Origin of the sequence: Halorubrum lacusprofundi ATCC 49239 (assembly GCF_000022205.1) — an archaeon.
Classification (GTDB): Archaea; Halobacteriota; Halobacteria; order Halobacteriales; family Haloferacaceae; genus Halorubrum; species Halorubrum lacusprofundi.
Genome location: NC_012029.1, coordinates 1,652,235 through 1,679,039, shown reverse-complemented (window position 1 = coordinate 1,679,039; position 26,805 = coordinate 1,652,235). Strand labels below are relative to the sequence as shown.

Sequence of the window (26,805 nt, the reverse complement as noted above, 5' to 3'; positions counted from 1 at the left end):
CGATTCACGAGGTGAACCCGATTCGCGAGGTGAACCGGCTCGCCTGCTGTTGGTCCGGTTAGGGCTCCAGCCGGTTCGGGTCGCGCGGGAACATGATCGCTTCCTTGATGTTGTCGAGGTCGGCGACCTTCTGGACGAGTCGGTCGATCCCGAGTCCGTAGCCGCCGTGGGGCGGGGTGCCGAAGCTGAGCGCCTCGATGTAGAACTCGAAGTTGGCGGTCTCGACGCCCTCCTCCTCCATGACCTCGACCATGCGGTCGGCGTCGTGCTCGCGCTGTCCGCCCGAGGAGAGCTCCTGACCCTTATAGATGAGGTCGAACTTCCGCGAGGCGATGTCGTCGCCCTCGACGTCCTGCATGTAGTAGAACTTCTCGTCGGGGTAGCCGACGACGAAGAACGCGGGGTGGCCCTGCTCTTCGAAGTGCTGGCCGAGCAGCTTCTCGCCTTTCGTGTCGAGGTCGGTCGGGTCGTCCGGGAAGTGCCCGAACTCGGTTTCGAGGAGGTCGAGCGCCTCGTCGAAGGTGATCCGGGGGAAGTCGTCCTCGGGCACGTCGAGGTCGACGTCGAGCAGGTCGAGCTCGCGCTCGGCGTTCTCGGCGACCGCGCGGAGCGCGTGGCGCAGCGACTTCTCTTGTACGTCCATCACGTCGTGGTGGTCGTCGATGTACGCGAGCTCCACGTCGAACATCGCGATCTCGGAGACGTGTCGGGAGGTCGCGAAGTCCTCCGCGCGGAACGCGGTACCCGTCTCGTAGACGGCCTCGTAGCCCGACGCCATCAGCATCTGCTTGTACAGCTGGGGGCTCTGCGACAGGAACGCGTCCTGATTGTAGTAGAGGATCGGGAACAGCTCGGCGCCGCCCTCGGCGCCGCCCTTCGAGATGAGCGGGGTCTTGATGTCGACGAACCCCTCGTCGTCGAACCACTCCTCCATCGCCGTCATCAGCTTCGAGCGAAGCGTGAACACCGCGAGCGTCTCCGGCTTCCGGAGGTCGAGCGCACGGTTGTCGAGCCGGGTCGAGAGGTCGACCTCGATGTCCTTCGAGATCTCGAGCGGGAGCGGGGAGTCGGCCTCGTCGATGACTTCGTATTCGGTGGGCGCGATTTCGACGCCGCCGGGCGCCTGGTCGCTCTCCAGCGGCTTCCCGACGACGCGGACGACGTCCTCGGCGCCGGCGTCCTGAACGGCCTCGAACAGCTCCGGCTCGCGCTCCTCTTTGAAGACGATCTGGATGAGTCCCTCGCGGTCGCGCACGATGAGGAAGACGAGGCCTCCCAGATCGCGGATCTCGTGGACGTGGCCGGCGATGGCGACCTCGTCCGCGTCCGGTTCGACGTCCGACGTGTGGATTCGCTCGATCATAACGGTGGCTGCTTACGCGCAACTGGTCGGGCGTTCGTCATAGGCCTGTCGTCTCGCCCTCGCCGGAACCGGGCGATATGGGTCATCTACGCGGGATTCGCGGTCGCGGCTCGATCGGTTGCCTCCCATCTGTAAGATGTTCGGTATCGTTTCACATGGTCGCCATAGATTTAATAACTACCCAACAGATTGAACGGTAACGGCGTTTTCGCGCCGCCGGAGTCCACGCATGACCCGCTTCCGTTCCGTCGACTCGGCGTCCGCCGCTCTCGTCAGCGGCGCGCTCCTCGGCTGGAACGGCTACGGGACTCCGGAGACACGGTCCGTCCGCCCGACCGCGTGACGCGCGTCGGCTGGGGAGTTCCCCGCGGGACGGACCGCATCCCGACTTCTCCAGCCGTCGCTGTGTCGCCCGCCAACCGCCGGGCGTGACCGTGCCCCTCGCGAGCGTCGGGTCCGCCAACGGCGGACTCGCGTTCGAGGCCGCGGACCGGTCCGCGCCGCGTTCGACTCGCGGCGAGGGGCTATGGCAGCAGCCATCCACACGCAGACCGTGGAAGCGACCGTAACGGTGCGCGTCTCGCAGGCCGCCGCCGGTGACCTCGTCGCCGGGGTCCGCACGCAACTGGAGCGAGTCGACGGCGTCGACGTCGAGGACCTGTCGATCGCCGGCCTCCAGCCCGGGCTCAACGACACGATCGTCGAGGCGGTCGCGACCCTCTCAGTCCCGGACGCGGACCGACCCGCCGAGCGCGTCGCCGATTGCGTTGCCGACCGGCTGGCCGATGGATTCGGCGTCGAGCCGGAGTGCGTCGAGCGAGTCGAACCGCCGGGGTGACCGGGGTCGTCCCGATCAGCGTCTACTCCTCGTCGAGCCGATCGCGAACCTCTCGCTCCGCCTGACGGAGCACGTCCCGGATCGGGAGCCCAGTCGTCTCGGCGACCTCGGCAGCGTCGTCGTATTCGGCGCTCACGTCGTAGACGTCACCGTCGGCGGTCGAAGCGACCTTCACCGTCACCTCGTGGTCGCCGCCGTCGATCGAGAGCGTTACCGTCTCGAAGTCGCGCTCGGCGATCCACCGGTGGCTCGCGCCGGAGTGGCGGACGCCGAGAGTCCCCGTCTCGCGGGCGAGCCGCTCCGCGATCGCCTCGGCGTCTTCGGGCTTGCAGATCACTTTCACGAGGTGGCCCGGCCGCGATTTCTTCATCGTCGTCGGAACGATCGTCACGTCGCGGGCGCCGGCGCGCGAGAGTGTCTCTTGGAGCCCGCCGAGTACCTCGGGATCGGCGTCGTCGAGGTTTGTTTCGAGGACGGCGATGTCGTCGTGGACGAGGCCGTGGGTGTGGTGGTCGTCGGTTTGGTGGTCGTCTGTGTGGTGGGGAGCGTCGCCGTGATCGCGCCCGCCTACCTCCAGATCGCGTCCCTCGCCGACCAGCACCCGGAGCACGTTCGGGTGGTTCTCGAAGGTCGCGTCGCCCGCCCCGTAGCCAGTGGCGTCGACGTCGAGGTCGGGGATCGCGTCGGCGCCCTCGGCGACCGCGGCGAGGATCGCGGCGCCCGTGGGCGTGAGGAGTTCGCGGTCGATCGGCCCGCCGACTACCGAGAAATCGGCGCCAGCCGCGACCTCGGTTGTCGCCGGCGCGGGGACCGGGTAGACGCCGTGGCTCATCTCGACCTCGCCGCCGCCCGTCGCGACTGGGGTCGTTACGACCCGCTCGGGGTCGAGATCGTCTAAGAGGAGCGCCGCGCCGACCACGTCGGCGATGGCATCGTCCGCGCCGACCTCGTGGAAGTGGGTCTCGTCGAGTTCGGTGCCGTGGACCGACGCCTCCGCGCGACCGAGCCGCTCGAAAGCGTCGAGCGCGAGCGACTCGACGGATTCGAGGAGATCCATCGACTCGACGAGCGCGACGACTTCGGGGTAGGTGCGGTGGACGCCGGCACCCTCGGCGTGTTCGGACTCGGCGTGATCGTGGGTGTGATCGTGGGTGTGATCGTGAGAGTGATCGTGAGAGTGATCGTGAGAGTGATCATGCTCATGGGAATGACCGTGCTCATGAGCATGGTCGTGGCCGTCACCGTCGCCGTGGTTGTGGCTGTGGCCGTGGCTGTGACCGTCACCGTGAGTGTGATCGTGATCGTCGTCGTCGCCGTCGAGAAGCACGTCGACGGTCGTCGCCCGGATCCCGTTTTTGGTCGTCTCGCCGATCTCGTACCGGACCGGGAGCCGATCGGTCACAGGCGCAAGGGCGTCGGGGTCGGCGCCGGCCGCAATCAGCGCGGCGCAAATCATGTCGCCGGCGGCACCGGTCCGACCGTCGAAGACGAGCGTTCGCATGACCGATCGGAGGCCACCGCGAGACAAATACTCCCGGATCCGACTCGCTGGCGACGCGATCCGTGTCGAGCTTTTAAACGGCTCTTCCGGCTCCGCCGATCGATCGGATCGTCCGTGCGCCTATCGGGGCGCGGAAACCTGTTCGCTTAACCCGCCGTGTATTGTTATAACAGATATATGGTTGAGGCCTTACTTCTCGTCGGGTTCGTGGTCGCAGCGTTTGTCGGGTACAACATCGGTGGTGCGACGACGGGGCCGGCGTTCGGGCCGGCGGTCGGTGCAGATGTGCTCTCCAAGTCCGGGGCCGCTGCACTGATGTCGGTGTTCTTCTTCATCGGCGCGGGGACGTTGGGCCAGCGCGTCGTGACGACGCTCGGCGAGGACCTCGTCACCGGCGGAAACGTGTTCACGCTGGAGACGAGCATCGTCGTCCTCTTCTTTATCGGAGGCGCGCTCTTCGTCGGCAACTTCGCCGGCGTGCCCGCATCGACGTCGATGACGGCGGTCGGCGCCATCGCCGGACTTGGACTGGCGACGGGTACCCTTGACCGGGCCGTGATGGGCGAAATCGCTATCTGGTGGATCGTCGCGCCGATCATCGGGTTCTGGGTCTCCGGCGTCGTCGGCCGATACTTCTACCCCGCGATCGACAGCTGGGTGGCGATCGAAAGCACCGAAGGCTCGCTGTTCGTGTTCGACCGGTCTGGGATTATCCCCAAACCGGTCCCGGGACCGAACACGACGCGCCGCGAGTTCGTCGGCGGGTTCGTCGTCATCGCGATCGGCTGTCTGATGGCCTTCTCCTCGGGGACATCGAACATCGCGAACGCGATCGCACCGCTCGTCGCGCTCGACAACGTCGAGATGACACCGATGATCCTCCTCGGGAGTGCCGCCGTCGCTGTCGGAGCCTTCACGATCGCGCGCCGGACGCTCGACACGCTCGGCAACGACATCACCGACCTCCCGCTGACCGCGGCGATCGTCGTCGCCTGCGTCTCCTCCGGAATCGTCATCAGCCTCTCGGCGGTGGGGATTCCGGCGTCGTTCGTCATCATCGCGACGATGTCGATCGTCGGCCTCGGCTGGGGGCGCGCGACACGAACAGTGACGGTCAAACAGGGAATTAGCGGCGAGAAGGAGCCGAAAGTCTCCGTCGGCGCGCTGAAGGCCGACGAGACGGGACCGATCGGCGAGGGCGACCCGTCGGACATCCCCTCGGCGTCGGATCTGTTCAACCCGGGCACGAGCGCACGCGTCGTGCTGATGCAGAACGTCGTCCCGCTCCTCTCGACGGTCGGGGCGCTCGTCACGTTCACGCTCCTGTTCCAGTTCGTCTGGTAAGCCGCAAGATCGAGACCGCCTACCGACCGAACCGCCGCTGTCGATCCTGAAAGTCAAGCACCGCCCGGAGGTAGTCCCGCTTTCTGAAGTCCCGCCAGTTCACATCGGTAAAGTAGAGTTCGGCGTACACCGACTGCCAGATGGCGAAGTCCGAGAGCCGCTCGGCGCCGGTTTTGATCACGAGATCGGGCTCTTCGGGGAACACCAGCCGGTCCGAGACGTCGGCGGGGTCGATCGATTCCGGATCGAGGTCGCCGGCGTCCACGTCGACTGCGAGCTCCCGGACTGCGGCCGCGAACTCGGCTTTCCCGCCGAGCCCGACCGTGATCCGGATCGGTGCGTCGTCCAGTCGTCCGTCGCGCTGTCCCTCGGCGTCCGATCTCCTGTTGCGCCGTCGCCGTTCGGAGTCGGTTCCGGACTCGTCTCCGGGAGCGGTTTCGGACTCGGACGCGCTGTCGTCAACTACGCCGTCGTCAACAATGCCGCCGTCGACCACGCTGCCGGCGACTACGCCGCCGTCAACCACGCCGCCATCGAGCACTTCGTCCTCCGGTCCTCGAACGACGACCCGTCGAGGGGCGTCGATCCGTCGGAGCTCGCGGACGAGCGTCGAGACGACGGCCGCGTCGAGCACAGATACTGAGACGGTGACGCGCTCTGCGCCGTACTCGAAGGCCCACCCAAGCGCCGCCGAAAGGGTGTCGAACGCGCCGTTAGCGAGGAGGTCGCGTTCGGTGATGACGATCGCGACGTGTTCGGGCGGGTCGCCGTCGTGGAGCCGGTGGCGGACGGCGAGGTACGTGTCGTACAGTCCCACATTGGTCGGTCTCTGCGGGGTGTATAAAAACCAGCGGCCGCTGACGTTGTAGGTGTCGACCACGTTCTTGGGGCGGTCGCGACCGGCGACGAGGGGTTTAATTCGCCCTCGGCCGTAGCGCCGGCGATGGCAGACAGCTACCGCGGGGTGTTCGGCGCGATCCCTTATGCGATCCGCGAGACGGAGTCGTGGACGATGCGCGTGTACGGCGTGATCGGGGCGCTCGCGGCCGGGCTGATCGCGACGGTGGTCACTCTCGCGCTCGTCGTCTGGATGGCCGAGACCGCGGAGGTGCAGAGCGGGACGTTCCTGTTCTCGCGGTCGCTGTACGTGATCGCCGGGTTTGCTGCGGTCGCGCCGCTGCTCGCTCCCCTGCTGTTCGTCGCTCGTCGGCACCGCCGCGGCGACCCCGTGAAGGCGGGCTACGACCGAAAGCTCGCGTACGGCGGGTTCCTGTTCCTCATCTCGCTGTACGTCGGGATGGTCATCTCCGCGCCGGCGGAACTCCGCGATCCGACCGAGTCGGTCGTCGTCGGCGCCCTCTACGGGCTCCCGCAGGTCGCGGGCGTCGTACCGCCGGTCTTGGCCGCGCTCGTCGTGTTCGCGATCCACTACCGGCTTCGGGCGCCCGACGCGACAAGCCCGACCGACACCGACACCACTTAGTCGGACGCTCCCAACGGTCCGGGTGCGGTGGGATGGCAGAGCGGCCTATTGCGCCGGTCTTGAAAACCGGTAGCCTCACGGCTTCCTGGGTTCGAATCCCAGTCCCACCGTCAGCGCGCGGCGCACTCGGCGCCGCGTGCGTCTCGCACACACCGAGAAACCCCTTTGAGTCACATCTCGGAACGGCACCGAGACCGATCGGCTCACCTCTCCGATCCCGCGCCGATGTGAACCGCGAGCCGAGCGTTCGATATCCGGGCGTTCGAGATCCGTCGTGTCAGGTGACGTGTGATATCATGTGGCGCATTATCTTTAACAGGTTTCCGGAACATGTTGGTGACAGGTGATACAACGATGAGCTACGAACTTGATCCGCTGCCGTACGATTACGACGCGTTGGAACCGCACCTTTCGGAGCAGGTGCTGGAATGGCATCACGACACGCACCATCAAGGGTACGTGAACGGGTGGAACTCGGCCGAGGAGACGCTCGAAGCGAACCGCGAAGAGCACGACTTCTCGTCGTCGGGCGGGGCGATCCGGAACGTGACCCACAACTCGTCGGGTCACATCCTGCACGACCTGTTCTGGCAGAACATGAGCCCGGAGGGCGGCGACGAGCCCGATGGCGCGCTGGCCGACCGGATCGCGGAGGACTTCGGCTCGTACGACGCCTGGAAGGGCGAGTTCGAGGCGGCGGCGTCCGCCGCGTCCGGCTGGGCGCTCTTAGTGTACGACACATTCTCGAACCAGCTGCGGAACGTCGTGGTCGACAAGCACGACCAGGGCGCGATCTGGGGCGGTCACCCGATTCTGGCGCTGGACGTGTGGGAGCACTCCTACTACCACGACTACGGCCCGGCTCGTGGCGAGTTCGTCGACAACTTCTTCGAGGTCGTCGACTGGAACGAGCCCGCGACCCGCTACGAGCAGGCCGTCGAGCTGTTCGAGTAACGCTCCACGCTCGGACGCGCCGCGACGCGCGCGTCGGAACCCCGAGATTTTTTCGGATGATCGACCGCCGAGCTTTGGTGCCACCTCTCAGTGCGAGGAATGGCTCTCTGTCACCCGTATCGGCAGCGTTTATGAACGCGACGCCGTAGCCACGCCCATGCCCGAGCCGAAGTCGACGTTCGACGCGACGTACCCGTGTGACTTCTACGAACCCGCAGAGCTGTTCGAGTCCGATCAGATGTACACGATCCCGGAGATCGCCCGGCTGCTGCAGGAGTTAGATCCGGACGCCGAGATCGACCCCGACACCGAGGCCGTACTGATCGACTGGGCGATTCCCTGGGTGATGACTCACGCCGAGGACCTCGTGATCGCGGAGCCGCTGGCGGAGGACGGTCCCGGCTACTACGGGGTCGCGCCGCACGCGATCGACGGTGAAAAGGGAGCAGGAGAAGGGGACACCGACCTGCAAGACGGAGCGTGAGCCCGGACCGACCAGACGCCTTAGTGATCCTCGTCGCCGGCGGTGCTCGCGTTGACGCCGGCAAGACGACGTTCTCGACCGGGCTGGTGGCAGACCTCGCTGCCCGCGCCGGCGACGCGGTCGGCGTCAAACCCCGCGCCGGCAACGACTACTGGTACGACCACGACGACTACCGGATCGCAAGCGATTCGGGGCGGCTCTACGGGAAAGACGCGAGACGCCTCGCGGCCGCGAGCACGCGATCGCTGGCGAGCGTTGGGGAGCGGAGCCGTCCCGAGGCGATCACTCCGGAGTCGATAAATCCCGTTCACCGGCTCTGGCGGCCGACACCCGACCGAACCGGCATGCTGGGTGACACGGACCGGACGTTCCTCTGCGACCGGGTGACGACCGAGGGCGGCTCCCGGTTCGTCGTCAACGGGGCGGCCGAGGCCGCGGGACTGCTTCCCGACGGTCTCGCCGACCGATTCCCGCTCGCGGAGGCAACTCGGGTCGACGACGTAGCGGCGTTCAACGACGTGATGGCGGCCGACTACCTCCCGGCGTTCGACCGCCTCGCAGCGCGGGTCGCGGCGGCGTCGGTGCCCGTCGTCGTCGAGTCGTACGCGGACATTGCCGGGCCGCTCCCGCGCGATGGACCGGTCAAGCCCGACGCGGTGGCGGTCGTCGATCCGGGTCGCGCGCGAATCTATGCCGGCGACCGATACGCGAAGGCGCGCGCGGTCGCGTCCGGCAGCCCGCGCGAAGGGACGATGGAGGAGCATACCGGAACCGTAACGGAGATGATCGAGCCGCTCGCGACAGTGGATCTACCGGCCTTATCCGGCGACGAACGCGGCGACCCGGAGCGCGTCACGGAGCGCTACGGCCCCGCCTACGAGATGCTGATCGACGCGGTCTAACGGGAGAACGGACGGAACTCGGAAAAGTGGTGGCGGCGCGCTCAGGCGTTGCGCTTCGTGTAGTGCTCGATCGCGGATTCGATCGAGGAGAGTTCGGCGTTCACCCGACTGTCGGCGACGCGCATGAACCCGGGAGTGTACGACGCGGAGTAGTCGAAGATGGTGTTGACCGCGCGCTTCGGGGCGGAAGCGGCCGTGAAGTCGGTGATTGTGTACACGCGGGTCGTCGGGAACGCGGTCCAGAACGTGCTGGAGACCCAGCGGTCCTCGTCCTCGAAGGCCGTCCCGACGCGACCGGTGGCGAGGTACTCACCGTCGTGGTAGAAGAGGAGGAGGTCGCCTTCTTCCATCCGCTCGAACGTCGAGCCGTTCCCGCTGTCGTCGTCGACGGCCCACAGACGGACTTCGTCGAGGTCGGCGAGAGGGTCCGGGCGGTCGTCGTACTCAGTGAGGTCGACCGCAGACTGAACCGTTCGATCGAAGTTCTCCGGGTCGATCGGGACCAGGAAGACGTTCGCACTCATTACTCCCACTTCCGCCGGGAGGGGTTTAAAACCGTTCGTTGCCGCCCCGGCCTATCGACGGTCGCTTGATGACCACTCGGCGACTACTCGGCAACGACTCGGCGACTACTCGGCAACAACTCGGCGACCGTATCCCGATCGATCCCGGCTCAGTCGCCGCCGTCCCCATCGTAGATACGATCCATCCGCGCGGCCATCACGAAATCGGACTCGTGGAGCCCGCCGATGTCGTGGCTCCACATCTCGACGCCGACCTCGCCCCACGAGAGGTGGAGATCGGGGTGATGCCCCTCTGCCTCGGCGAGTTCGCCAATCTCGTTCGTGAACGCCAGCGCGTCCGCGAAGTCGTCGAACTCGTAGGTCGCTTCGAGGTGGTGGTCGTCGACGACCTCCCACACCGGACCGAGTTCGGCGAGATACTCGGCGTACTCGTCGTCGGTGAGCGGTTCGGCTCCCTCGTCGGCCGGCTCAACTGGCTCGTCTGCGAGCGGTGATGACATACCACACTGTTGGGCGACGAGCGCCTTGTACCTTCCGCGGATGAACTCCGACGTCGGGGGCTTCAGTAGGGAGAGCGGTGAAGCGCTGCCAGGACCTGTTGCGTATCGACGCCGTCCGTCGCACTCATGCGTGGCGGCCTACCGCGCACGTTCTCGACGGCGCGAGAGTCAATTAGCTCCACCGAACCGAAAATATCAAATGATAAATCATATACGGACCGATAAGCCACGTACGACGGAATTACTCCCAGCGTGTCCGGAATACCGAGAGATTGCGTAGGTGCGCTCGAAATTTCGTCCGACTCAGTAATGTATCATGCTCGCGTTTGTAAGCCGGATGGAACAATAATACCAGATATATAACAAAGGACCGACCCGTCCTACGGTGGGGTGTGGTGAATCCGAACGAAGACGACGGCGAACGATTGGCGGATAGTGCGGGAATCAACACGCGGCGACAGTTCATGGCCGGATCGGCCGGTGCGCTCGGCGGTCTCGCACTCGGAGGCGCGTTCGTTGGGTCCGGAGCTGCCCAGATGGACGATGAGGAAGACGGCGGAAACGGCGAAGACGGCGGCGAGCCGGTCGAAGAGCCGGTCGAAAACGAGTTCGAGGACGACGTCGACATCCTCAACTACGCTCGAACGCTCGAACTCCTCGAAGCGAGCTTCTACACGCAAGGGCTGGAAAACATCGGTGAGGAGGCCTTCATGAACACCCTCAGCGAGGGCGACCCGCTCCGCGATGGGATGTTCGGAGAGCTCGAGACGATACAGGCTCACGAGGAGGCCCACGCCGAGGCCCTCGGGGCGGCGGTCGAGGAACTCGGCGGCGAGCCGGTTGAGGAGCCGGAGTTCGACTTCGGGGAGACGGTAGAGGATCCAATGATGTTCCTCGAAATGGCCGCACAGATCGAGGATGTCGGTGTCTCCGCGTACGCCGGTGCCGCACCCTACATTGAGAACGATGCCGTCCTCGTCCCGGCGCTCGGGATCCACAGCGTCGAGGCCCGCCACGCCTCGTACCTGCGGACGCTTAACGGCGATACGAACTTCCCGAATGTGATCGACGCGCCGCGCTCCCGATCGGAAGTCGAGGAAATCGTTGCTCCGTACATCGTTGGCATGGAAGCGCCTGACGACGAGGAGGACGAAGAAAACGGTGAGGAGGAAAGCAGCGGTGAGGAGAGCGGTTCCGACACCCCTGACAACGGAACTGACACTCCCGACAACGGCACAGACACTCCCGACAACGGCACAGACACTCCCGACAACGGCACAGACACTCCCGACAACGGCACAGACACTCCCGACAACGGCACAGACACTCCCGACGACGACACCAACACCTCGTCCTGACGGAGTAGCGAAAGGGACCACGGCGGAGCAGACGTAGCGCCTCCGTCTGTGGTACCAGCGGTCGTTTGTCCCCATTGGAGCCGACAGCCACTCTGAGAAACAGGTCTTGTTCCGACCATACTGCGTCGGTCTCGGTCGGACTCGATCCCCGTTATTTCGGTTGGTCAAGCCTACTCGGCAGTAGCATCGTCTTGCGATTCGTGTGACGCGAATTCCGAATAGATCGGCCTTGAGCCGATAATCTTCAGAGTTAGTGGTATCACCTCTCACCGGTCAGTGAGCACGTGGTAGGTCCCATCAAATCGCTCTGTAGAGAGAAATTGCCGCCTACTCCGCGGTGCTGTCGGCGTCTCCCAGAGCGACAACTTCGTTGGGGTCGTTGCAATATCAGTTGGGCAGTAGTACTATTTCCCGTCACGAATACCGGCCTCTAGTGGATTAAAGCGCAAGTAGAAGTGGGTTGGGGCGGATTTGAACCGCCGGCCTCCTCAGCGCCTCTCACGTCTGCCTGCGGCAGATTCGGCGCTCCCGCGGATTCAAGATCTGCGGTATAACGCCGCGCACGTACCACACAGGGTCGGGCGATTCGGAAACACTGATGACCCGACAAATCGAACCCGAACGCGCAGTAGAACGGTACCTAAACGAACGCCGGGCGGACATTTCTGAGTCCACCTATTACAACCACTCATCCCTGCTGTCACAGTTCATTGAGTGGTGTGAGGCCGAAGGTCTGGACTACGTCAACGAACTTGACGGGTTCCACATCTCCGACTTCAAAATCCATCGCCGGGACGAGGATGGTATCAACAAAGTCACACTCTACAATCAGATGACTGTCCTTCGCGTCTTCCTCCGGTGGTGTGAATCACGCAGTCTGGTTGAAGACCTCGCGGAGAACATCTTGATGCCGGTTCCCGAAGATGACTCTCGGGACACGATGATCGACTCGGAGACGTCCGCACAGATCCTCCAATACCTCCAAAAGTACGAATATGGGACGTTGAAACACACGGTATTCTCGCTCCTGTGGGACACCGGGTTCCGTGTGGGAACTCTCCGAGCGGTCGATCTTGGAGATTACCATTCAGAGAAACAGTTCATTGAGGTGGAACACCGTGCGGAGACTGGTACACCGCTCAAGAACAAGTACGGAGCCGAACGTGAAGTGAATCTCCATGAATGGGTGTGTGACGTGATCGACGACTACGTCGAAATGTACAGGCACGACATAACCGATGACCACGGACGGGAACCACTAATCACGACGGAACAAGGTCGTCCTGTTCGGTCGAACATACGTGGCCACATTAACTCCATGACGCGCCCCTGCGTGTACGCGGGCAGGTGCCCCCACGATAGGGATCCAGATAGTTGCGAAGCCGCGCAGCGACGGGACGCAGCCGCACGGTGTCCTGGTTCGGTTCCTCCTCACGCAATTCGTCGGTCCGCGATCACAGCATGGCTCAACGATGGCCACACAAAGGAACTCCTCTCCGATAGGATGAACGTCTCCGTGAAGACGCTGGAGAAGCATTACGATGCCCGGACGGAAAGCGAAAAGCGGGAACTTCGCCGCGAGGAGTTCGGGATGGAGTAGCGAAGCCGTTTTTTAATCATCATCCTCGGCACAAACCCTGGGGGTTCGAGCGCCCAACACCACCCTCTATTTCTTCACTCAGTTTGCCGGTTACATCGACGCAGTACACGAATTTGGGTACTTATTTACCACTGGACGTTGTCCATAAAGTGAAGGCAGATTCTCGCGGGACTCCCAACTTACGAGTCGCAACTCCCGGATTTCTTTCGGAGTGCTTGACACATTGAGGATATGAGTTTGTCTCGCGTTTCGTACTTCCTTTCAACAGATATGTCCACAGAATCATCTACACCGGCTGAACTGACGGAAGAACTGACCAAAGAGCGTGTTCGATCCCACCGTGACGACGTGATCCAGCAGGGATTCTCTACCTCGGAGATTGCGCTCATTGAGGCACTTCCTGCCTCGGGCAAGAGTTACGGAGTTCTCCAATGGGGGGCAGAAACGGATAATCAAATGACGATTTTGGCTCCCCACCACGACCTCTTGAACGAGTATGAGAACTGGTGTGCCGAACTGAATCTCTCAGTAAAGCGCCTACCTTCGTTCCACCGAGACTGTGAGAGTGTATCACTTGACGACGATGGAGAACCTGCGGATGAGCGCACAAAGGAACTTCTCGGATTGTATCGGCAGGGGATCAGGGGAGAGAGGATTCACCAGCAGGCAAGCAAGTTGGTCAGTAGTAATCTGGCTTGCCAGCACGATGGGGAATGTCCCTATATCCAGAAGCTCAATATCGATACAGATGCTTACGATGTTCTCCTTGGCCACTATCTCCATGCCTACCAGACCGACTGGACTGATGAACGGTACGTAGCGGTCGACGAGTTCCCGGGTGACGCGTTCGTACAGGAGTTCACAGGACACGTCCCACCAGCTGTCACGGCATATCTCCAACAGGAAGACCGCCTACCGTTTCACGACTACGCTGAATTGCTTGAACGGCAGTCAGAGTTTCAGGACGAAGTCGAAGCGTGGAAAGAGGACGTTTGGTCTGACTATGACGCTGCCCACGTTCTTCGAAATTCGAACTCGTCAGCACACGCTCTCGCCCCGTTGATGACACGGGCGAATCTTGAGAAGGAGCGTCTGGATAACCGATGGCAATTTGCTGACCTCGGGCGTGGAAAAGTAGCTGCTCGAAATACCGATCACCAATGGTCGTTCCTCTTGCCTCCGAACTTCGAAGGAGCGGAGAGCGTTGTTGTCCTCGATGGAACGCCAGTCATCGAACTGTGGGAACTCGTAATGGGAGCAGATATTGAGCGGATTCCTCTTCTCGATGACGACCAGAAGCAGCTATATCTTGAGAGTGTCCTCGGACTTAATCTCGTCCAGACCACAGACAACTGGAACGCCTATCAGGGTGGAGAGGGAGTGTCCCCCACCGTCGATATACCCGTTGTGGAAAAGATCGCAGAAGTTGAAGGCAGAAACCCCGGGGTTATCACCTCTAAGAAGGGCCTCAATCAGTACGAAAATCATGGGCTGAACTCATTGGTCACGCAGACAGAGAACTATGGCGGTCTGAAGGGTATCAACACCCTCGGGACGACAAGGGTCGGCGTTATTCTCGGAAATCCCCATCCGGGCGACGACGTAATCGAGAAGTGGGGCGCGCTGGCCAATATTTCCGTAGAGCGACAGGAAGGAACTGAAGGCAAAAATACCGACTATGGGCCCTTCGGGAATCGTGCGATGGAAGCAGAGATCCAGAACAAGGTTCTCCAAGCAGCTATGCGATTCGGACGTACCGAGGAACACGGAGAAAAGGGGGCAACTGTGTACGTCCACACGTCGGCACTTCCGGAGTGGGTAGAGGCCAAGAAGCGTTTCGCTACCGTTGACTCGTGGATTACCCATAAGAACGGAATGAAGCAGGTGATTGAGACAATCCGAAACTTCGATGACTGGAAGGCTTTGGAGTGGAAGGTCGGAAAGGTAGCTGAGTGTGTGACCATCTCCAAGAACTCCACCCGAAAACACCTCAAGACACTTGCCGAACAGGGGTATCTCGATAAACGGACTGCGGGCCGTGGTGGTGCGTTTCATTTCTCGAATGTTCGTTTGGAGGAAGCGCAGAAGTACGGACACGTGGAATTTGCTGAGTAGTTTCCGAAGGCAGGGTATAATGTAGTATAGGAAGGCTTTGGAAAAACCATACTTTGAGGTGGGATTCGTCCCCGCAAGAGACTCCCGAAATGTAGTATGACAATTCGTTCGGTTACTCGTTCGATATTCCAACGCATTGAGTGGGAAGGAACTCCTCCGGCTCAATGTACTGTTCCTTGGAAGGAGCAACAAGCCACTCAGGTAGCAGATTCATTCCGCGATGATTGCTCGGTGGTACGTCATAGAATCGCGTGAGAGGGAAGCTGGTGGCTTTCACGACCCTCCATGCTCTCTGGTTCAGGTTACTCTACACCTGTCGAATATCGCATCTAAGAGTTAGAACCAGAGAATTACCAGTGTTTATATATCTAAATAAAAGCTGGTTAGTGTGGAAGAACATTGGTTATGGTATCTTACTGGAGCGGTTGATACGTCAGCTACAATGACAATCAATGTCCAGAAAGACAATCGAAATAACGTTGGGTATATTCTACTTCCGAAATTCTATTTCAGCCGACCGACGGACGTGAAATCGGTCTTCGGAATGATTGATGAATACTTAGAAAATACAACAATAACATACCAGATAAAAGAGTTCGAAAAATCAAACCGACTTGAAATTCAAAACGGAGAAGACATTCGAAAATTCCTCGATCCCATTGTCGACGGCTTCATTCAACAACGAGATCGAGCTGAGTATTTCCTCGATCAAGTGCTTCCGCTATTTGAAAATGGGAGTCCTAAGTCCGAGGAAAAATTCATTGAGGCAATGGAGGTTGTTGATGGATTAGCAGAGTATCCGATACAGCCACGTCAAAGCTCCAAATACGACGCCGACTACTTCCGAGAGGAATGGGGGCTATGAGGGAAGAAGTTTCTTCTCGGCTTTGTTAGCGGCCTTCTCGTCGCCCTCGCTTCGGAGGTCTTCGATGGTGTGCTGGATGATTTCGAGTGAATATAACCTTTCGACTCAATGTGAAGAAATTGCTGAAATGTATAGGTTAATCTTACGTTCGGCAGGTACACTGTAATTGAGCGATAGTTCGTAAACAAAAGCGAAAAATCAGACACTCAGCCGGAAAACCCGCAGACGGAGCTACTTAGTGTGCGATCGCGTATGCCGGTCAGTGTTCTAACTGGTGGATATTATTGCATTGAGTCGGGTAGCTCTTCTCCACTTCAATGCGCTGGTTCACTCCGGACCACACACGACCTCTCGAAGTTCCTCGTAGAGATCGGGATGATGCTCTCGTAGAATCTCCACGTCGGTCGTCATCTCGCCCTCGATCTTGCGACGAATGCGAGAGATAGCCTGATACCGAAGGTCGTCATCCGACTCACTCTCCCCCTCAATGAGTTCCCGCTCTCGATCCGTCAACAGAGCGCGTCCCATCGTAATGATAAGTCCACAAACTTGCTGAACACTTGGCTCTGACCCTCACAGGGAAGCCGCTGAGTTGGTCGAGAGTCGTCTTCTGAGCAGTTAGAACAACTCTTCTTGCCATTCGTGTCCGAAGTATCCCTGAGTGTACTTTCCCTTTTTACCTCGGAAAACACTTTCTCGTAGCGTATCGAGGTGTCCAGCAATCTCGAACATTCCCCGTTTGGTAGTGTGCTTTCCGTCTTCTACCATCGGGAGGATTTCATCGAGCATGATCTCAGCTTCATCTTGCTGTTGAATTAGGCCAGAGAATATCGGCTCAATGAACCGCTTTATCGACTCGGGTTGGTAGATGATTATCTGCGAACTTCCATTTGTCCGATTTTCTGTCCGGTATATCACTCCGTGATCCTCACAATACTCGTCAACCATTCCCAACACTACCTCTTTCTTTTCATTTCGAGAGATTGAGAGCGTCGGAGTGAATCTGTATCCTATTGAGAACTCGTCGTCTTTTTTGATTTTTCCGCTGAAAACTCCGACACTATCAACCATGCCGGTAAGATACCACATCCAATGTTCTTCCATGCTATGCCATCTCAGTCTACCGTTTTAATATCAGTGAATCGGGGTTAGCATTCACACGTTTCGTCACCTTCTCCTCTACTCTCAGTATGACTCGACTCTTCACACGTCTACACAACAACAACCGCGCCACTAAGTTATGTTGCGAGAATCGCTGTATGGCGGCGGGGTTATGAAATACAGAGATGATCTGGTATATAAAAGAATACACTCCGGATACGCCTTGTTGAATGTGGTCAGTTGGCTGTGAGGAGATCGTCTGTAATCACCCTCAATGTGCAGTTACCGGCAGTTTATTATCACTTCCGTGTCTCCTTGAGAGTGAATCGCTGTACGGCCCTGTGGTGAGACGTGAAGCGTTGCTCCGCAGTTCAATTGAGAACGCTGGAAGGAACAAACCCCGGCACGGCGCGGGGACAGTCTCCTTGAGAAACGCGCGCAGCGCAAGTGGGTTGGGGCAGATTTGAACTGCCGGCCTCCTCCATGTCAAGGAGGTGTCATAACCGGACTAGACTACCAACCCGCAGGGGCTTACTGACGCATTTCTTCGTATCCGGGGGACGTAATTGAACCTTTCGTTTCGGTCGCCGACGCGGGGGTACGGTCGGTCGATTCATCGGTCCGATTCCTCTCCACTTCCTCACGAGCCGGCCGGGTTCCGACCGGTTTTACTGGCTCGGTGAGAATCATCGGGTATGGTCGATCTCGCCGCCCGCACCGAGAGGCTCGACGCGTATCTCGACGAGCGCGGGCTCGAAGCGGTCTGGTTCGCCAAGCCGAACGGGTTCGCGTGGCTCACCGGCGGCGACAACGTCGTCGACGCCGACGCCGACTTCGGGGTCGGGGCCGCCGGCTACGACGGCGATCTCCGGGTGATCACAGACGACATCGAGGCGGACCGCCTCGCCGACGAGGAGCTCCCCGACGCCGTCGCCGTCGAGTCGTTCCCGTGGCACGCGAACTCGCTGGCTGAGGCGGTCACTGAGCGCTCTCCCGCGCCAGCGGCCGCCGACTTCGACGTACCGGGCTTCGAGCGCGTCGACGGGAGCCGGCTTCGGCAGCCCCTCACCGACGATGATGTCGAGCGCTACCGCGAACTCGGTCGGGAGGCCGCCGCCGCCGTCGAGACCGTCTGCCGCAACCTCGAACCTGAGGACCCGGAGTACGAAGTGGCCGCCGGCATCGACATCTCGCTCGCGTCCCGCGACGTCGACACCCCGGTCGTGCTCGTCGGCGGCGCTGAGCGCGCCCAGCGCTACCGCCACTACACCCCGAGTGACGCGACGCTCGGCGACTACGCGCTCGTGTCCGTCACCGCCGAGCGGGCCGGCCTCTACGCCTCGCTCACCCGAACCGTCGCGTTCGACGCCCCCGACTGGCTAGAGGAGCGCCATCGCGCGGCCGCGCGCGTCGAGGCAACCGCGCTCGCCGCGACCGAGGCCGCCGCGGCCGGAGAGCTAACGGGCTCCGATGGCCCGGACACCGCCGGCGACGTGTTCGATACGATCCGAACAGCGTACGACGCCGTCGGCTTCGCCGGAGAGTGGCGCGAGCACCACCAGGGCGGCGCGGCGGGCTTTGCGGGCCGCGAGTGGATCGCGACACCCGAGAGCAACGAGCCGGTTCGGTGGCCCATGGGCTACGCGTGGAACCCCACCGTACAGGGAGCCAAAAGCGAGGACACCCACCTCGTGGCGCCCGACCGGACCGAGACGCTGACGAAGACCGGGCAGTGGCCGACACACGAGGTTGAACCGGTCGACATCGAGGGAGTCGCGACGGAGCCGCGAGAGCTGTCCGCACCGGTCATTCGGTAGACCGCCGCGGACGACCATCGCGGGCGACCGCAGAAAACGAACCGCCTCAGTAGACGTACTCGCTCTCGTCGATACCGACGTAGTCCTTCTTGACGCGGTGCTTGTTCCACTTGTAGCCCGCCAAGAGCTTCACCGACTCCCAGCCGGAGCGGTACGGCTGCGCGAGGAGCCCGTCACCGGCATCGGCCGCCAGCATGGCGTCGGCGGCGCCGATGATCCGGTTCCAGTCGTCGGGGCCGTAGTCGGCGACCATGTCCGCCATCGTCACGTTCCGGACGATCTCGTCCCCGATCGACTCCTTCCATCGCCGGTTGTAGGGAGCCATGTCGCCCGCGGCGGCGAGTTCGCCCGCGAGTGCGCCGGTGTGGACCGCGACGTGGTCGCCGCCCTCGTGAAAGGCTGAGGTGGTTCCCATCGCGCCGCCAGTGACGGCGATCCCGACCTCGGTCGGCGAGTCGATGGGGCGCGTCGAGGAGATCGGGTACGTCTCGGTCCCGTTCCGCTTGCCCGCGTCCTCGACGATGGGGAAGTCCTCCTCGATATCGTACTCGTCGCCGTACTGCCACTCTAAGAGGCGTCGAACGTACTCGCTGCCCCGCGGGATCGACTCGTCGTCGGCGTCGAGCAGCGCGTACGCGTCGCGGTCGAAGTCGTCGATATCGAGCCCGATCGGCATCGTCAGACCGATCCGACAGACCCGGTCGGCGTTCGGGAAGATCCACGGGTACGCGGTCTCGCCGGGCATCACGCCCCACCAGAAGACGATGGCGTCGTTCACCTCCTCGTACACCTCCTCGGGGACGCGCCGGTACTCCTGATACGCGATGTGGTTCGCCGTCCGCGAGGCGAGCCGGTCGGAGGCGGCCGCGTCCGCGGGGAGGTACTCGTCGAGAACCTTGTTCGTCACCGTGCGCTGGGGGCCGTCGGCGAGTACGACGAAGTCCGCGCCGACCGTGTCGCCGGAGGCGAGTTCGACGACGTGTCGGGGGTCGTCGCTTTCGGGCGAGACAGCGGGGTCGGTGTCGACGCCGCGGACCGACACGCCCGCGCGGTACTCGGCGCCGGCGTCTTCAGCGCGGTCGCGGAGCCAGTCGTCGAAGCGGGCGCGGTGGAAGGTGTAGCCGAACTTGTCGTACGAGGAGTCGATTCCGGTGCTTGTGAGCGTCGCCGACTCGTCCGGACCGCGGAACTCCGCGCGGTTCAGCTCGCGCTGGACGATCCCGTCGTCGAACTCGTCGGGGTGGATCCCCATGATGTCGACCCAGTAGTCGAGGATGCCAGCGGCATCGGTCGAATCCGGACCGAGCCGGTCGCGGTCGGCACGGGGAACCCCCTTTTCGAGCACGAGCGCGTCGGCGCCGTCGGTCGCGGCCGCGTGCGCTGCGGCGGATCCGGCCGGACCGCCACCCACGATCGCGACGTCTACGCGTTCCATATCCCGTGAGGTCGCCGTCCGGCTATTAAATTCACGGTCCCCGATGCGGCGTCGACACGCCTGCCTCAAAGGGGACACGCGCGCCGAACCGCTCCTTCTGCCGCATCCGTTGACCGATTGATCATGTTTGATGATTAGTGGGAAGAGCGGCGGAGAGACACGTTTTTAGGGGGTCCGGGGTTTCGATCCTGCACACAAATGGCACGCGAGACATGGGCAACGCGGACGGGGTTCATCCTCGCCGCGGTCGGCAGCGCAGTCGGACTGGGGAACATCTGGCGGTTCCCCTTCATCACCGGCCAGTACGGCGGATCGTCGTTTCTGATCACCTATCTGGCGTTCGTCGCGCTCATCGGGTTCCCGGCGATCCTCGTCGAGTTCGTCATCGGCCGTCGGACCGACCGGAATCCCGTGGGCGCGCTGCGGGAGCTGGGTAGCGGGGCGTGGTCGTACGCCGGCTGGCTGTTCGTCGTCACCGGCTTCATCATCCTGTCGTACTACAGCGTCGTCGCGGGCTGGTTCCTCCGGTACACCCTCATCGGCATCACCGAGGGATTCACGCTCACCGATCCGGCCGAGGCGAACGCGCTGTTCGGGACGGTCTCGACCGGCCTCGACACGCTTCTGTTCCACGCCGTGTTCATGCTGCTCGTCATCGGCATCATCGCCGCCGGCGTCAGGCGCGGCATCGAGCTGAGCGTGAAGGTCATGGTCCCCGTGATCGTGGTGCTGCTTCTCGGGCTGGCCGCGTACGGGTTCACGCTCGACGGCGCGAGCGCGGCGTACAGCTACTACCTCTCGCCCGACTTCGGGACGATCGCGGCGAACTGGACGGAGATCCTGCCGGCCGCCGCCGGGCAGGCGTTCTTCACCCTCTCGGTCGGGATGGGCGTAATGATCACCTACGCCTCCTACCTCGGTGAGGATCGGAACCTGGCGGCCGACGCCGGTATCATCGCCGCGCTCGACACGCTCGTCGCGGTCCTCGTCGGCTTCGTCGTCTTCCCCATCCTCTTTTCGGTCGGGATCGAACCGGGCACGGGCGGTCCCGGCGCGATTTTCGTGAGCCTCACCGCGGCGTTCGCCGGTATCCCTGGTGGTCGGATCCTCGGCGTCGTTTTCTTCGGGATGGTCGGAATTGCCGCGCTCTCGTCGGCGATCAGCATCTTGGAGATGCTCGTCTCGTACCTGATCGACGAGCTCGGCGTCTCTCGGGTACCGGCATCGGTCGCGCTCGGGACCGCGGTCTTCCTCCTCGGGGTTCCGGTCACCATCGATCTGATGTTCCTCAACCTGTACGACCTGCTCGCTGACGGCATCCTGCTCGTCCTCGGTTCGCTGCTGCTCGCGCTGTTCGTCGGCTGGGTTATCCCGGACGTCGCTCGCGACGAGCTCCGGAAGGGCATCGCCGACATCGGCGGCCTCGACGACGCGTGGATCTGGGCGGTCCGGATCCCGATCGTGATCGTCGTGCTCGTCTCGCTGTACCTCGGAATCGTCGACTACGTCGACTTCCTCACCGGCGACTTCGCGGACTGGCTGGCGGCGCGATAAAGATCGATTTTCCCGTTTCACCGGTTTTGACCGTCGGGTAGTCGCTGATCATCCCCGTCGACGCCGGCTGCCGCGAGTCGATCGGTCTCGACCGTGCAAAGGGCCTCGGCACCGGTGACGGTCGCGGTGTCGGTCTTCCAGATGACCCCGGTCGCGTCGGTGAGTCTGCGATCGTCTGGGGTACCGGGGGGGGCCGCCGCGTCCGGCGGCCCGTCGTGCTCGGCGCGCTCGTCCATCGATCGGAAGCTCGGAGTGCCGAGCCAAAAAGATAGCCGGCGGTTCACCGGTGCGGTGACGCGCGGCGCGAGAAGAAATAAGAAACGTGGGGCGGTCGCTGGTTAGACGTGCTCTTCGCGCGGCTGGACCACGACGAAGCCGTCGGGACCCTCGAAGCGCATCTGGTAGCGCTCGCCCGACTCCTGACCGATCATGTCCGAGAGGCTCCGATTGACTTCCACGTTCGGGGAGGTACCGCCCCACGCGACGGTCGCGCTCGGGTCGGTCGCGACCGGCGGCTCCAAGACGATCGGATCGCCGTGGGTAGTGAGCGCCACGTAGCCCGGCCCTTCGAGGTAGACGTTGCTGAAGCCGCCCGCGAACGCCCCAGCGAGGCTGTCGATGGTGCTGATCTCGTAGGAGAGCGACTCCTCGAACGCGAGCACGTCCTCGCCGTTGACCGTGATCGACTCGCCAGCGCCGAGCTCGACGACCTGTACCTTCTTGCCGTCGTCTGCGAAGTAGACGTGACCCTCGCCCTCGACGCTCATAATCGGCGTTCCCTCGCCGGTGGCGGCCTCCTTGAGGAAGCCCGTAATTCCTCCCTCTGCCGAGGCCTTTCCGGTGAACGAAATGTCGCCCGTGTACGCGACCATCGATCCGGCCTTCGCCATCACGGTGCCGTCGACGTCGACGTCCAAGGTGTAGCTGTTCTCGCGTTGAAACGTCTCGTCGCTCGCTGTCGGTGCGTTCTCGGCGGTGAACTGATCGAGATTCATATGCGGGGACCGAACCCGTAGGTTCGGCTACGGACCTGTTCCTCGCTATCGAATATGAATCTTGGTGCCGGACGGCCGTCGAGGTACTCTCGCGACGCCGGCAGCTCGTTCACTCCAGAAGGATTGTCAGGCCCCACCGGTCAGACGGGCCCGTTTCCGAGCCCGGCTCGCCGATCGAGATGGGGGTTTCGAACCGGTACTCCCCGACCGGGAGGCAGGCGTCCTCGCCGGGAGTCGCGTAGAGGTCGACCGATCGGCGGCTCGACGCGCCGGCGTCGATCTCGAACGTGCGATACTCCTCGGTGACGGCGACGCCGTCGGTGAGTCGCCAACAGCCCGGCTCGGCCGGGAACTCCCCGTCGCTCGGGAGGAACACGAGCGCCCCTGAATCGTCGGTCACGTACTCGAGGTGGACCGCTCGCCCTTCGCCGACGGTTACGGGCTCATCGCCGGTGTTCTCGAGGGTCGTCCGGAGCCGCGGGGGCGACGACTCCGTCGCGGCCTCGCGGACGATCTCGACGGAGGGAACGACAGGGGAGTCGTCGGTGCCGTCGACCGAGACGACAGTGATACCGGGGCCGCCCGTCCCCGAAGGACGCGTCCCGTTATCGTCGCCGTTCGGTGAGCCGCGACCGAGACACCCGGCGCCGCCGACGAGGAGCGCCGACCCGCCGCCGATACCGCGGAGATACCGCCGCCGTGTGGAATACATGCTCCTACTCAGAACGCCGACACGGATATCCTTCTCTGCCATTCGCGATCTGAGCGAAAGAAGGACAGCAAGACACGGAGGTCCCCGCACCGACCGTCACCGGCCGCGAGCGATCAGTAGACGACGAGCGAGAGGTACAGCTGTCCGACGCCCGCGACGATCATCACTGCGCCCGCGAGCCGCTTCAGCGTACCGGCGTGGGCCATCACCCGGTTGGCGTTGCTGATGAGCCCCACGCCCGTCGCGACGGTCGTCGCGGCCATGAGGACCGCGACAGTACCGGCATAGACGGCCAATAGGATTACTGCGGTCTCGGACGGGAGCGCAATTGCCCGGGCCACGACGCCGAGAAACACCGGCGCCACGCAGCCGGCGCCGGCCAGTGCGTATCCCGCGCCGAATAGGCCGAATCCGAATACGCCGGTGCGTCGCTTCGGTAGCGGCACCGAGATCGACGGGGTGCGCCCGAAGACCACGAGTAGCCCGAAAACGATGAGCAATCCGCCGACGAGCGTCTCGAAGACGGTGATGTTTGCCAGCGTCGAGTAGCCGATCCGGACGGTGGCGCCAGCGAGCAGCGCGAACGTCGCCAGCACACCGACCGCGGCCGCAAGCCCTCGGGCTCCCGCCCCAAGGACCGACGCAGAATCGGCGTCGACGGAGTTCACGTAGAACCCGACGTACCCCGGCAAGAGCGGGTACGCGCACGGCGAGAAGAACGTCGCGACGCCCGCGGTCACGGCGAACGGGACGTTGGTCGCGAGCGAGATGTCGGTCATCGGTCGCCTCGTCTTGTCATCGGTCGAGGGCTCGCTCGATGCCGTCGACGAACTCCTCGGTGGTGTGCGTCCCGGAGGTGGCCCACCGGACGCGTCCCGACGCGTCGATGGCGCGAGCGCTCGGGTAGCCACCAACGTTGAGACGGGCCGCGAGTTCGGCGGTGACATCGGCCGCGACGAGCCAGTCGCCGTCGTTCTCGCGCCACCAGTTGGCGACCGTCTCCTCGGTAACCGCGCCGCCGACGTCCTCTGTCGTCACCGAGACGAACAGCACCTCGTCGCCGATCCGATCGTGGGCCTCCGCGAGAGCCGGCATCTGCTCTTCGCAGGGGGGACACCACGTTCCGAAGAAGTCGACGAATGTCGGGCGGTCAGGCATCGGAAGCGTCACCTCTCCGTCCCGACTTCCGGGCGCCTCGACTGTGTCGAGCGTCACCGGCTCGATCGGCTCCGCTCTGTCACCGTCGGCCTCGCTGCCGCCGAGCTCGTCTCCGCCGATCGCGTCGGGAACGCGCCCCGTCGCGACGGCGCCCGCTCCGCCGAGGGCGCCGACGCTCGCGAGCCCGGCGAGGAGGTCGCGACGCCTCACGCAGTGACCACCCGTTCGAAATCGTCCACGAGCGCTTCGATGTCCGTACTCGGGCCTCGCGGGTACGACCGCTCGACGATCCCCTGCTTATTAACGAGCAAGATCAGGCCGTAGTGCGGGAACGCGTACTCCAAGTTCTCGTACCGTTCGCCGTCGGTCTTCTCGATCTTCAGGCCGAAGCTGTCCATCATCAGTTCCTTGCCCGCCTCGTAGCTCTCGGGACGGAGGAAGTGCCAGTTGCCGGCGTCTAGATCGACGCCCTGCTGACCGGCGTATTCGTGGAGGACTTGGGACGTGTCGCGCTCTGGGTCGAAGGTGAGCGGGAGGAACGCCGCCTCGTCGCCGAATCCCTTTTCGGCAGCGTACTCCTGCGCCCGGCGGAGTCGGAGGATCAGCGCTGGACAGACGCCGTCGGGGCAGTTGGTGTAAAACGAAGTCCACAGGAACGCGCGTTCGCCCTCGAACTGTTCGGTCGATATCTCTTCCCCCGTGATCGGGTCCGGCACAGTGAACTCGGGCATCTCGTCGCCGTGGATCGGGTGGACGGGGTCGCCCCGGGTCTGTTCCGGCGGGCCGAGGACCGTCCCTTCGGCACCGGAGTTGCCGAGAACTCCGGCACAGCCGGCCGTAGCGGTCGTGCCGGCAGCGACGCCGGTGGCGGCGAACGAGCGGAGGAAGTGGCGGCGATCCATGTCGTTACCTGACGTACGTGGTTGCCCATAAATGAACCCCGCGGCTGATCGCACGCGCTGAACACAGGCGAGCGAGCGTGTTTTCGTGCGGACGTGAGCCTGTCTCAAGGAGGTCGTGGTACCGTGACCCTCGCAAGGGTTATCCCCGAACGGGCGGTATGTTTGTTTGCAATGGCAAACGGTAAGGTTGATTTCTTCAACGACACTGGCGGCTACGGTTTCATCTCGACTGACGACGGCGACCTCGACGACGACGAAGACGTGTTCTTCCACATGGAAGACGTCGGCGGCCCGGACCTCGAGGAGGGTCAGGAAGTGGAATTCGACATCGAGTCGTCCCCCAAGGGACCCCGAGCGACGAACCTGACGCGCAACTAACGATACTATCGCGGACAACGCGTCCGCACGCAATACCGGATCTCGGCGTCGTTCAACGTGATCGACGCCATCTCCGTTCTTTCACACTTATAATACACCGACGAGCGACGGCTGTTCCTCTAACGAGCGACGGGTATCGACCCATCTCCGCCGCAATCGACCGTTTAAATACGAGCGCGAGCGAAGCCCTCGTCAGTGAGCGATCCGATCCCGACCGGCTGTCGGCCGGTCGACGACCTGTTGGGCGGGGGGTTCGAGCGCGGGGTCGTCACGCAGGTGTACGGCCCGCCAGCGGCCGGCAAGACGAACCTCGCGCTCGCGGCGGCCGTCGAGGTCGCGGCCGGCGGCGACCGCGCCCTCTACATCGACACCGAGGGGCTCTCCATCGACCGATTCGAGCAGATGGCCGCGGGCCGGGCCAATCGCCCTGACGTCGACGAGACGGTCGAAGAAATCGCCTCGCGGCTGGTGATCTCCGAGGCGTACGACTTCGATGACCAACGCGAGGCCGTCCGCGACGCCGAGGAGCTCGCTGAGGAGATCGAGCTGATCGTGTTGGACTCCGCGACCGGCTTTTACCGACTGGAGCGCGCCGGCGACACCGAGGGCGGAGAGTCACTCCGGAAGGTCGCAAAGCAGGTGACGCACCTCCTGTCTCTGGCCCGGCGACACGACATCGCCGTCGTCATCACGAATCAAGTGTTCACCGATCCCGACAGCGATCGCGACCGCGCGCTCGGCGGTAACACTCTCAACCACTGGACCGGCGCGATCGTCCGTGTCGACCGGTTCCGCGGCGGGAACCGACGGGTGACGCTGGAGAAGCATCGCTCGAAGCCCGCGGGCGACACCGCCACCTTTCAGATCGTCGCCGACGGGCTGGCTGAGAGCGCCGAGACGTAAGCGTCGCGCGTGATGTGAG

At 63.0% G+C, this 26,805-nt stretch carries 28 protein-coding genes and 2 tRNA genes; 15 read left to right on the top strand and 15 right to left on the bottom strand.

Features of this window, described 5'->3' with window-relative positions:
- Positions 1-58: 58 nt before the first annotated feature.
- Positions 59-1,363 carry an aspartate--tRNA(Asn) ligase gene (gene aspS, locus HLAC_RS08235; protein WP_015910380.1) on the bottom strand — a complete coding sequence of 435 codons (1,305 nt, stop codon included), beginning with the start codon at positions 1,361-1,363 and terminating at the stop codon, positions 59-61.
- A 526-nt stretch (positions 1,364-1,889) separates the two neighbouring features.
- Here aspS and HLAC_RS08230 point away from each other — a divergent pair.
- Positions 1,890-2,201 carry a hypothetical protein gene (locus tag HLAC_RS08230; RefSeq protein WP_015910378.1) on the top strand — a complete coding sequence of 104 codons (312 nt, stop codon included), beginning with the start codon at positions 1,890-1,892 and terminating at the stop codon, positions 2,199-2,201.
- Between the two features lie 22 nt (positions 2,202-2,223).
- Here HLAC_RS08230 and larC read toward each other — a convergent pair whose 3' ends face one another.
- Positions 2,224-3,702, bottom strand: a complete 1,479-nt coding sequence (gene larC / locus HLAC_RS08225; RefSeq protein WP_015910377.1) for a nickel pincer cofactor biosynthesis protein LarC — start codon at positions 3,700-3,702, stop codon at positions 2,224-2,226.
- Positions 3,703-3,879: 177 nt separating this feature from the next.
- Between larC and HLAC_RS08220 the strand changes: the two genes are divergently transcribed.
- The gene (locus tag HLAC_RS08220; protein ID WP_015910376.1) at positions 3,880-5,046 is read left to right on the top strand and encodes an inorganic phosphate transporter; all 1,167 of its coding nucleotides are present in this window, start codon (positions 3,880-3,882) and stop codon (positions 5,044-5,046) included.
- Between the two features lie 19 nt (positions 5,047-5,065).
- On the opposite strand, the gene HLAC_RS08215 is transcribed toward HLAC_RS08220, so the two are convergent.
- Complete coding sequence (locus HLAC_RS08215; protein WP_049933425.1) at positions 5,066-5,863, bottom strand: undecaprenyl diphosphate synthase family protein; 798 nt, start codon at positions 5,861-5,863, stop codon at positions 5,066-5,068.
- 126 nt (positions 5,864-5,989) lie between these two features.
- On the opposite strand from HLAC_RS08215, the gene HLAC_RS08210 reads away from it, so the two are divergent.
- From HLAC_RS08210 to HLAC_RS08190, 5 genes are all read left to right on the top strand, one after another.
- The gene (locus tag HLAC_RS08210) at positions 5,990-6,529 is read left to right on the top strand and encodes a DUF8056 family protein (protein ID WP_015910374.1); all 540 of its coding nucleotides are present in this window, start codon (positions 5,990-5,992) and stop codon (positions 6,527-6,529) included.
- Positions 6,530-6,555: 26 nt separating this feature from the next.
- Positions 6,556-6,639 (top strand) — tRNA-Ser (locus HLAC_RS08205).
- A 244-nt stretch (positions 6,640-6,883) separates the two neighbouring features.
- Positions 6,884-7,483: a superoxide dismutase gene (gene sod, locus HLAC_RS08200; protein WP_015910373.1), complete on the top strand. Its 600-nt coding sequence runs from the start codon at positions 6,884-6,886 to the stop codon at positions 7,481-7,483.
- 157 nt (positions 7,484-7,640) lie between these two features.
- On the top strand, positions 7,641-7,967 hold the full coding sequence (locus tag HLAC_RS08195) for a DUF5827 family protein (RefSeq protein WP_015910372.1): 327 nt from the start codon (positions 7,641-7,643) through the stop codon (positions 7,965-7,967).
- Positions 7,964-8,869: an ATPase gene (locus HLAC_RS08190; protein ID WP_015910371.1), complete on the top strand. Its 906-nt coding sequence runs from the start codon at positions 7,964-7,966 to the stop codon at positions 8,867-8,869. The genes HLAC_RS08195 and HLAC_RS08190 overlap by 4 nt, the downstream gene beginning before the upstream one ends.
- A gap of 41 nt (positions 8,870-8,910) precedes the next feature.
- Here the strand turns inward: HLAC_RS08190 and HLAC_RS08185 are convergent, their stop codons facing one another.
- Together HLAC_RS08185 and HLAC_RS08180 are read right to left on the bottom strand one after the other, a co-directional pair.
- Positions 8,911-9,393, bottom strand: coding sequence for a hypothetical protein (locus HLAC_RS08185; RefSeq protein ID WP_015910370.1), 483 nt, complete (start codon positions 9,391-9,393; stop codon positions 8,911-8,913).
- A 149-nt stretch (positions 9,394-9,542) separates the two neighbouring features.
- Complete coding sequence (locus HLAC_RS08180; protein WP_015910369.1) at positions 9,543-9,893, bottom strand: 4a-hydroxytetrahydrobiopterin dehydratase; 351 nt, start codon at positions 9,891-9,893, stop codon at positions 9,543-9,545.
- A 392-nt stretch (positions 9,894-10,285) separates the two neighbouring features.
- Between HLAC_RS08180 and HLAC_RS08175 the strand changes: the two genes are divergently transcribed.
- The 4 genes from HLAC_RS08175 to HLAC_RS08160 all read left to right on the top strand — a co-directional run bounded on the left by HLAC_RS08175 (position 10,286) and on the right by HLAC_RS08160 (position 15,831).
- Entirely contained in the window at positions 10,286-11,251 is a 966-nt protein-coding gene (locus HLAC_RS08175; RefSeq protein WP_049933422.1) for a ferritin-like domain-containing protein, read from the top strand.
- Positions 11,252-11,849: 598 nt separating this feature from the next.
- Complete coding sequence (locus HLAC_RS08170; protein WP_015910367.1) at positions 11,850-12,851, top strand: tyrosine-type recombinase/integrase; 1,002 nt, start codon at positions 11,850-11,852, stop codon at positions 12,849-12,851.
- A 270-nt stretch (positions 12,852-13,121) separates the two neighbouring features.
- Complete coding sequence (locus HLAC_RS08165; RefSeq protein ID WP_015910366.1) at positions 13,122-14,966, top strand: helix-turn-helix transcriptional regulator; 1,845 nt, start codon at positions 13,122-13,124, stop codon at positions 14,964-14,966.
- A 388-nt stretch (positions 14,967-15,354) separates the two neighbouring features.
- Positions 15,355-15,831: a hypothetical protein gene (locus HLAC_RS08160; RefSeq protein ID WP_015910365.1), complete on the top strand. Its 477-nt coding sequence runs from the start codon at positions 15,355-15,357 to the stop codon at positions 15,829-15,831.
- Positions 15,832-16,158: 327 nt separating this feature from the next.
- On the opposite strand, the gene HLAC_RS08155 is transcribed toward HLAC_RS08160, so the two are convergent.
- The 3 genes from HLAC_RS08155 to HLAC_RS08145 all read right to left on the bottom strand — a co-directional run bounded on the left by HLAC_RS08155 (position 16,159) and on the right by HLAC_RS08145 (position 17,455).
- Positions 16,159-16,359 (bottom strand): hypothetical protein, encoded by a 201-nt coding sequence (locus HLAC_RS08155; protein WP_015910364.1) that lies wholly within the window; start codon positions 16,357-16,359, stop codon positions 16,159-16,161.
- A gap of 90 nt (positions 16,360-16,449) precedes the next feature.
- Positions 16,450-16,935 carry an LAGLIDADG family homing endonuclease gene (locus HLAC_RS08150; protein WP_015910363.1) on the bottom strand — a complete coding sequence of 162 codons (486 nt, stop codon included), beginning with the start codon at positions 16,933-16,935 and terminating at the stop codon, positions 16,450-16,452.
- Positions 16,936-17,380: 445 nt separating this feature from the next.
- Positions 17,381-17,455: transfer RNA gene (locus HLAC_RS08145), tRNA-Val, on the bottom strand.
- A gap of 172 nt (positions 17,456-17,627) precedes the next feature.
- Here HLAC_RS08145 and HLAC_RS08140 point away from each other — a divergent pair.
- Positions 17,628-18,749, top strand: coding sequence for a M24 family metallopeptidase (locus HLAC_RS08140; RefSeq protein ID WP_015910362.1), 1,122 nt, complete (start codon positions 17,628-17,630; stop codon positions 18,747-18,749).
- Positions 18,750-18,795: 46 nt separating this feature from the next.
- On the opposite strand, the gene HLAC_RS08135 is transcribed toward HLAC_RS08140, so the two are convergent.
- A complete protein-coding gene (locus HLAC_RS08135; protein ID WP_015910361.1) occupies positions 18,796-20,184 on the bottom strand; it encodes an NAD(P)/FAD-dependent oxidoreductase in 1,389 nt (462 codons plus the stop codon).
- A gap of 198 nt (positions 20,185-20,382) precedes the next feature.
- Here HLAC_RS08135 and HLAC_RS08130 point away from each other — a divergent pair, with 198 nt between their 5' ends.
- On the top strand, positions 20,383-21,738 hold the full coding sequence (locus HLAC_RS08130) for a sodium-dependent transporter (protein ID WP_015910360.1): 1,356 nt from the start codon (positions 20,383-20,385) through the stop codon (positions 21,736-21,738).
- Positions 21,739-21,755: 17 nt separating this feature from the next.
- On the opposite strand, the gene HLAC_RS19415 is transcribed toward HLAC_RS08130, so the two are convergent.
- The 6 genes from HLAC_RS19415 to HLAC_RS08100 form a co-directional block, all read right to left on the bottom strand.
- Positions 21,756-21,974 carry a hypothetical protein gene (locus HLAC_RS19415; protein ID WP_015910359.1) on the bottom strand — a complete coding sequence of 73 codons (219 nt, stop codon included), beginning with the start codon at positions 21,972-21,974 and terminating at the stop codon, positions 21,756-21,758.
- A gap of 102 nt (positions 21,975-22,076) precedes the next feature.
- Positions 22,077-22,733, bottom strand: coding sequence for an AIM24 family protein (locus tag HLAC_RS08120; RefSeq protein WP_015910358.1), 657 nt, complete (start codon positions 22,731-22,733; stop codon positions 22,077-22,079).
- A gap of 109 nt (positions 22,734-22,842) precedes the next feature.
- Positions 22,843-23,445 carry a hypothetical protein gene (locus tag HLAC_RS08115; RefSeq protein ID WP_049933418.1) on the bottom strand — a complete coding sequence of 201 codons (603 nt, stop codon included), beginning with the start codon at positions 23,443-23,445 and terminating at the stop codon, positions 22,843-22,845.
- Between the two features lie 113 nt (positions 23,446-23,558).
- Entirely contained in the window at positions 23,559-24,224 is a 666-nt protein-coding gene (locus HLAC_RS08110) for a cytochrome c biogenesis CcdA family protein (RefSeq protein WP_015910356.1), read from the bottom strand.
- A 16-nt stretch (positions 24,225-24,240) separates the two neighbouring features.
- A complete protein-coding gene (locus tag HLAC_RS08105; protein ID WP_015910355.1) occupies positions 24,241-24,813 on the bottom strand; it encodes a TlpA family protein disulfide reductase in 573 nt (190 codons plus the stop codon).
- On the bottom strand, positions 24,810-25,505 hold the full coding sequence (locus tag HLAC_RS08100) for an SCO family protein (RefSeq protein ID WP_015910354.1): 696 nt from the start codon (positions 25,503-25,505) through the stop codon (positions 24,810-24,812). The genes HLAC_RS08105 and HLAC_RS08100 overlap by 4 nt, the downstream gene beginning before the upstream one ends.
- Positions 25,506-25,676: 171 nt before the next feature.
- Here HLAC_RS08100 and HLAC_RS08095 point away from each other — a divergent pair, with 171 nt between their 5' ends.
- Both HLAC_RS08095 and radB read left to right on the top strand, forming a co-directional pair.
- The gene (locus HLAC_RS08095; RefSeq protein WP_004046191.1) at positions 25,677-25,883 is read left to right on the top strand and encodes a cold-shock protein; all 207 of its coding nucleotides are present in this window, start codon (positions 25,677-25,679) and stop codon (positions 25,881-25,883) included.
- Between the two features lie 195 nt (positions 25,884-26,078).
- Entirely contained in the window at positions 26,079-26,786 is a 708-nt protein-coding gene (gene radB, locus HLAC_RS08090; RefSeq protein WP_015910353.1) for a DNA repair and recombination protein RadB, read from the top strand.
- The last annotated feature ends 19 nt before the right edge of the window (positions 26,787-26,805 follow it).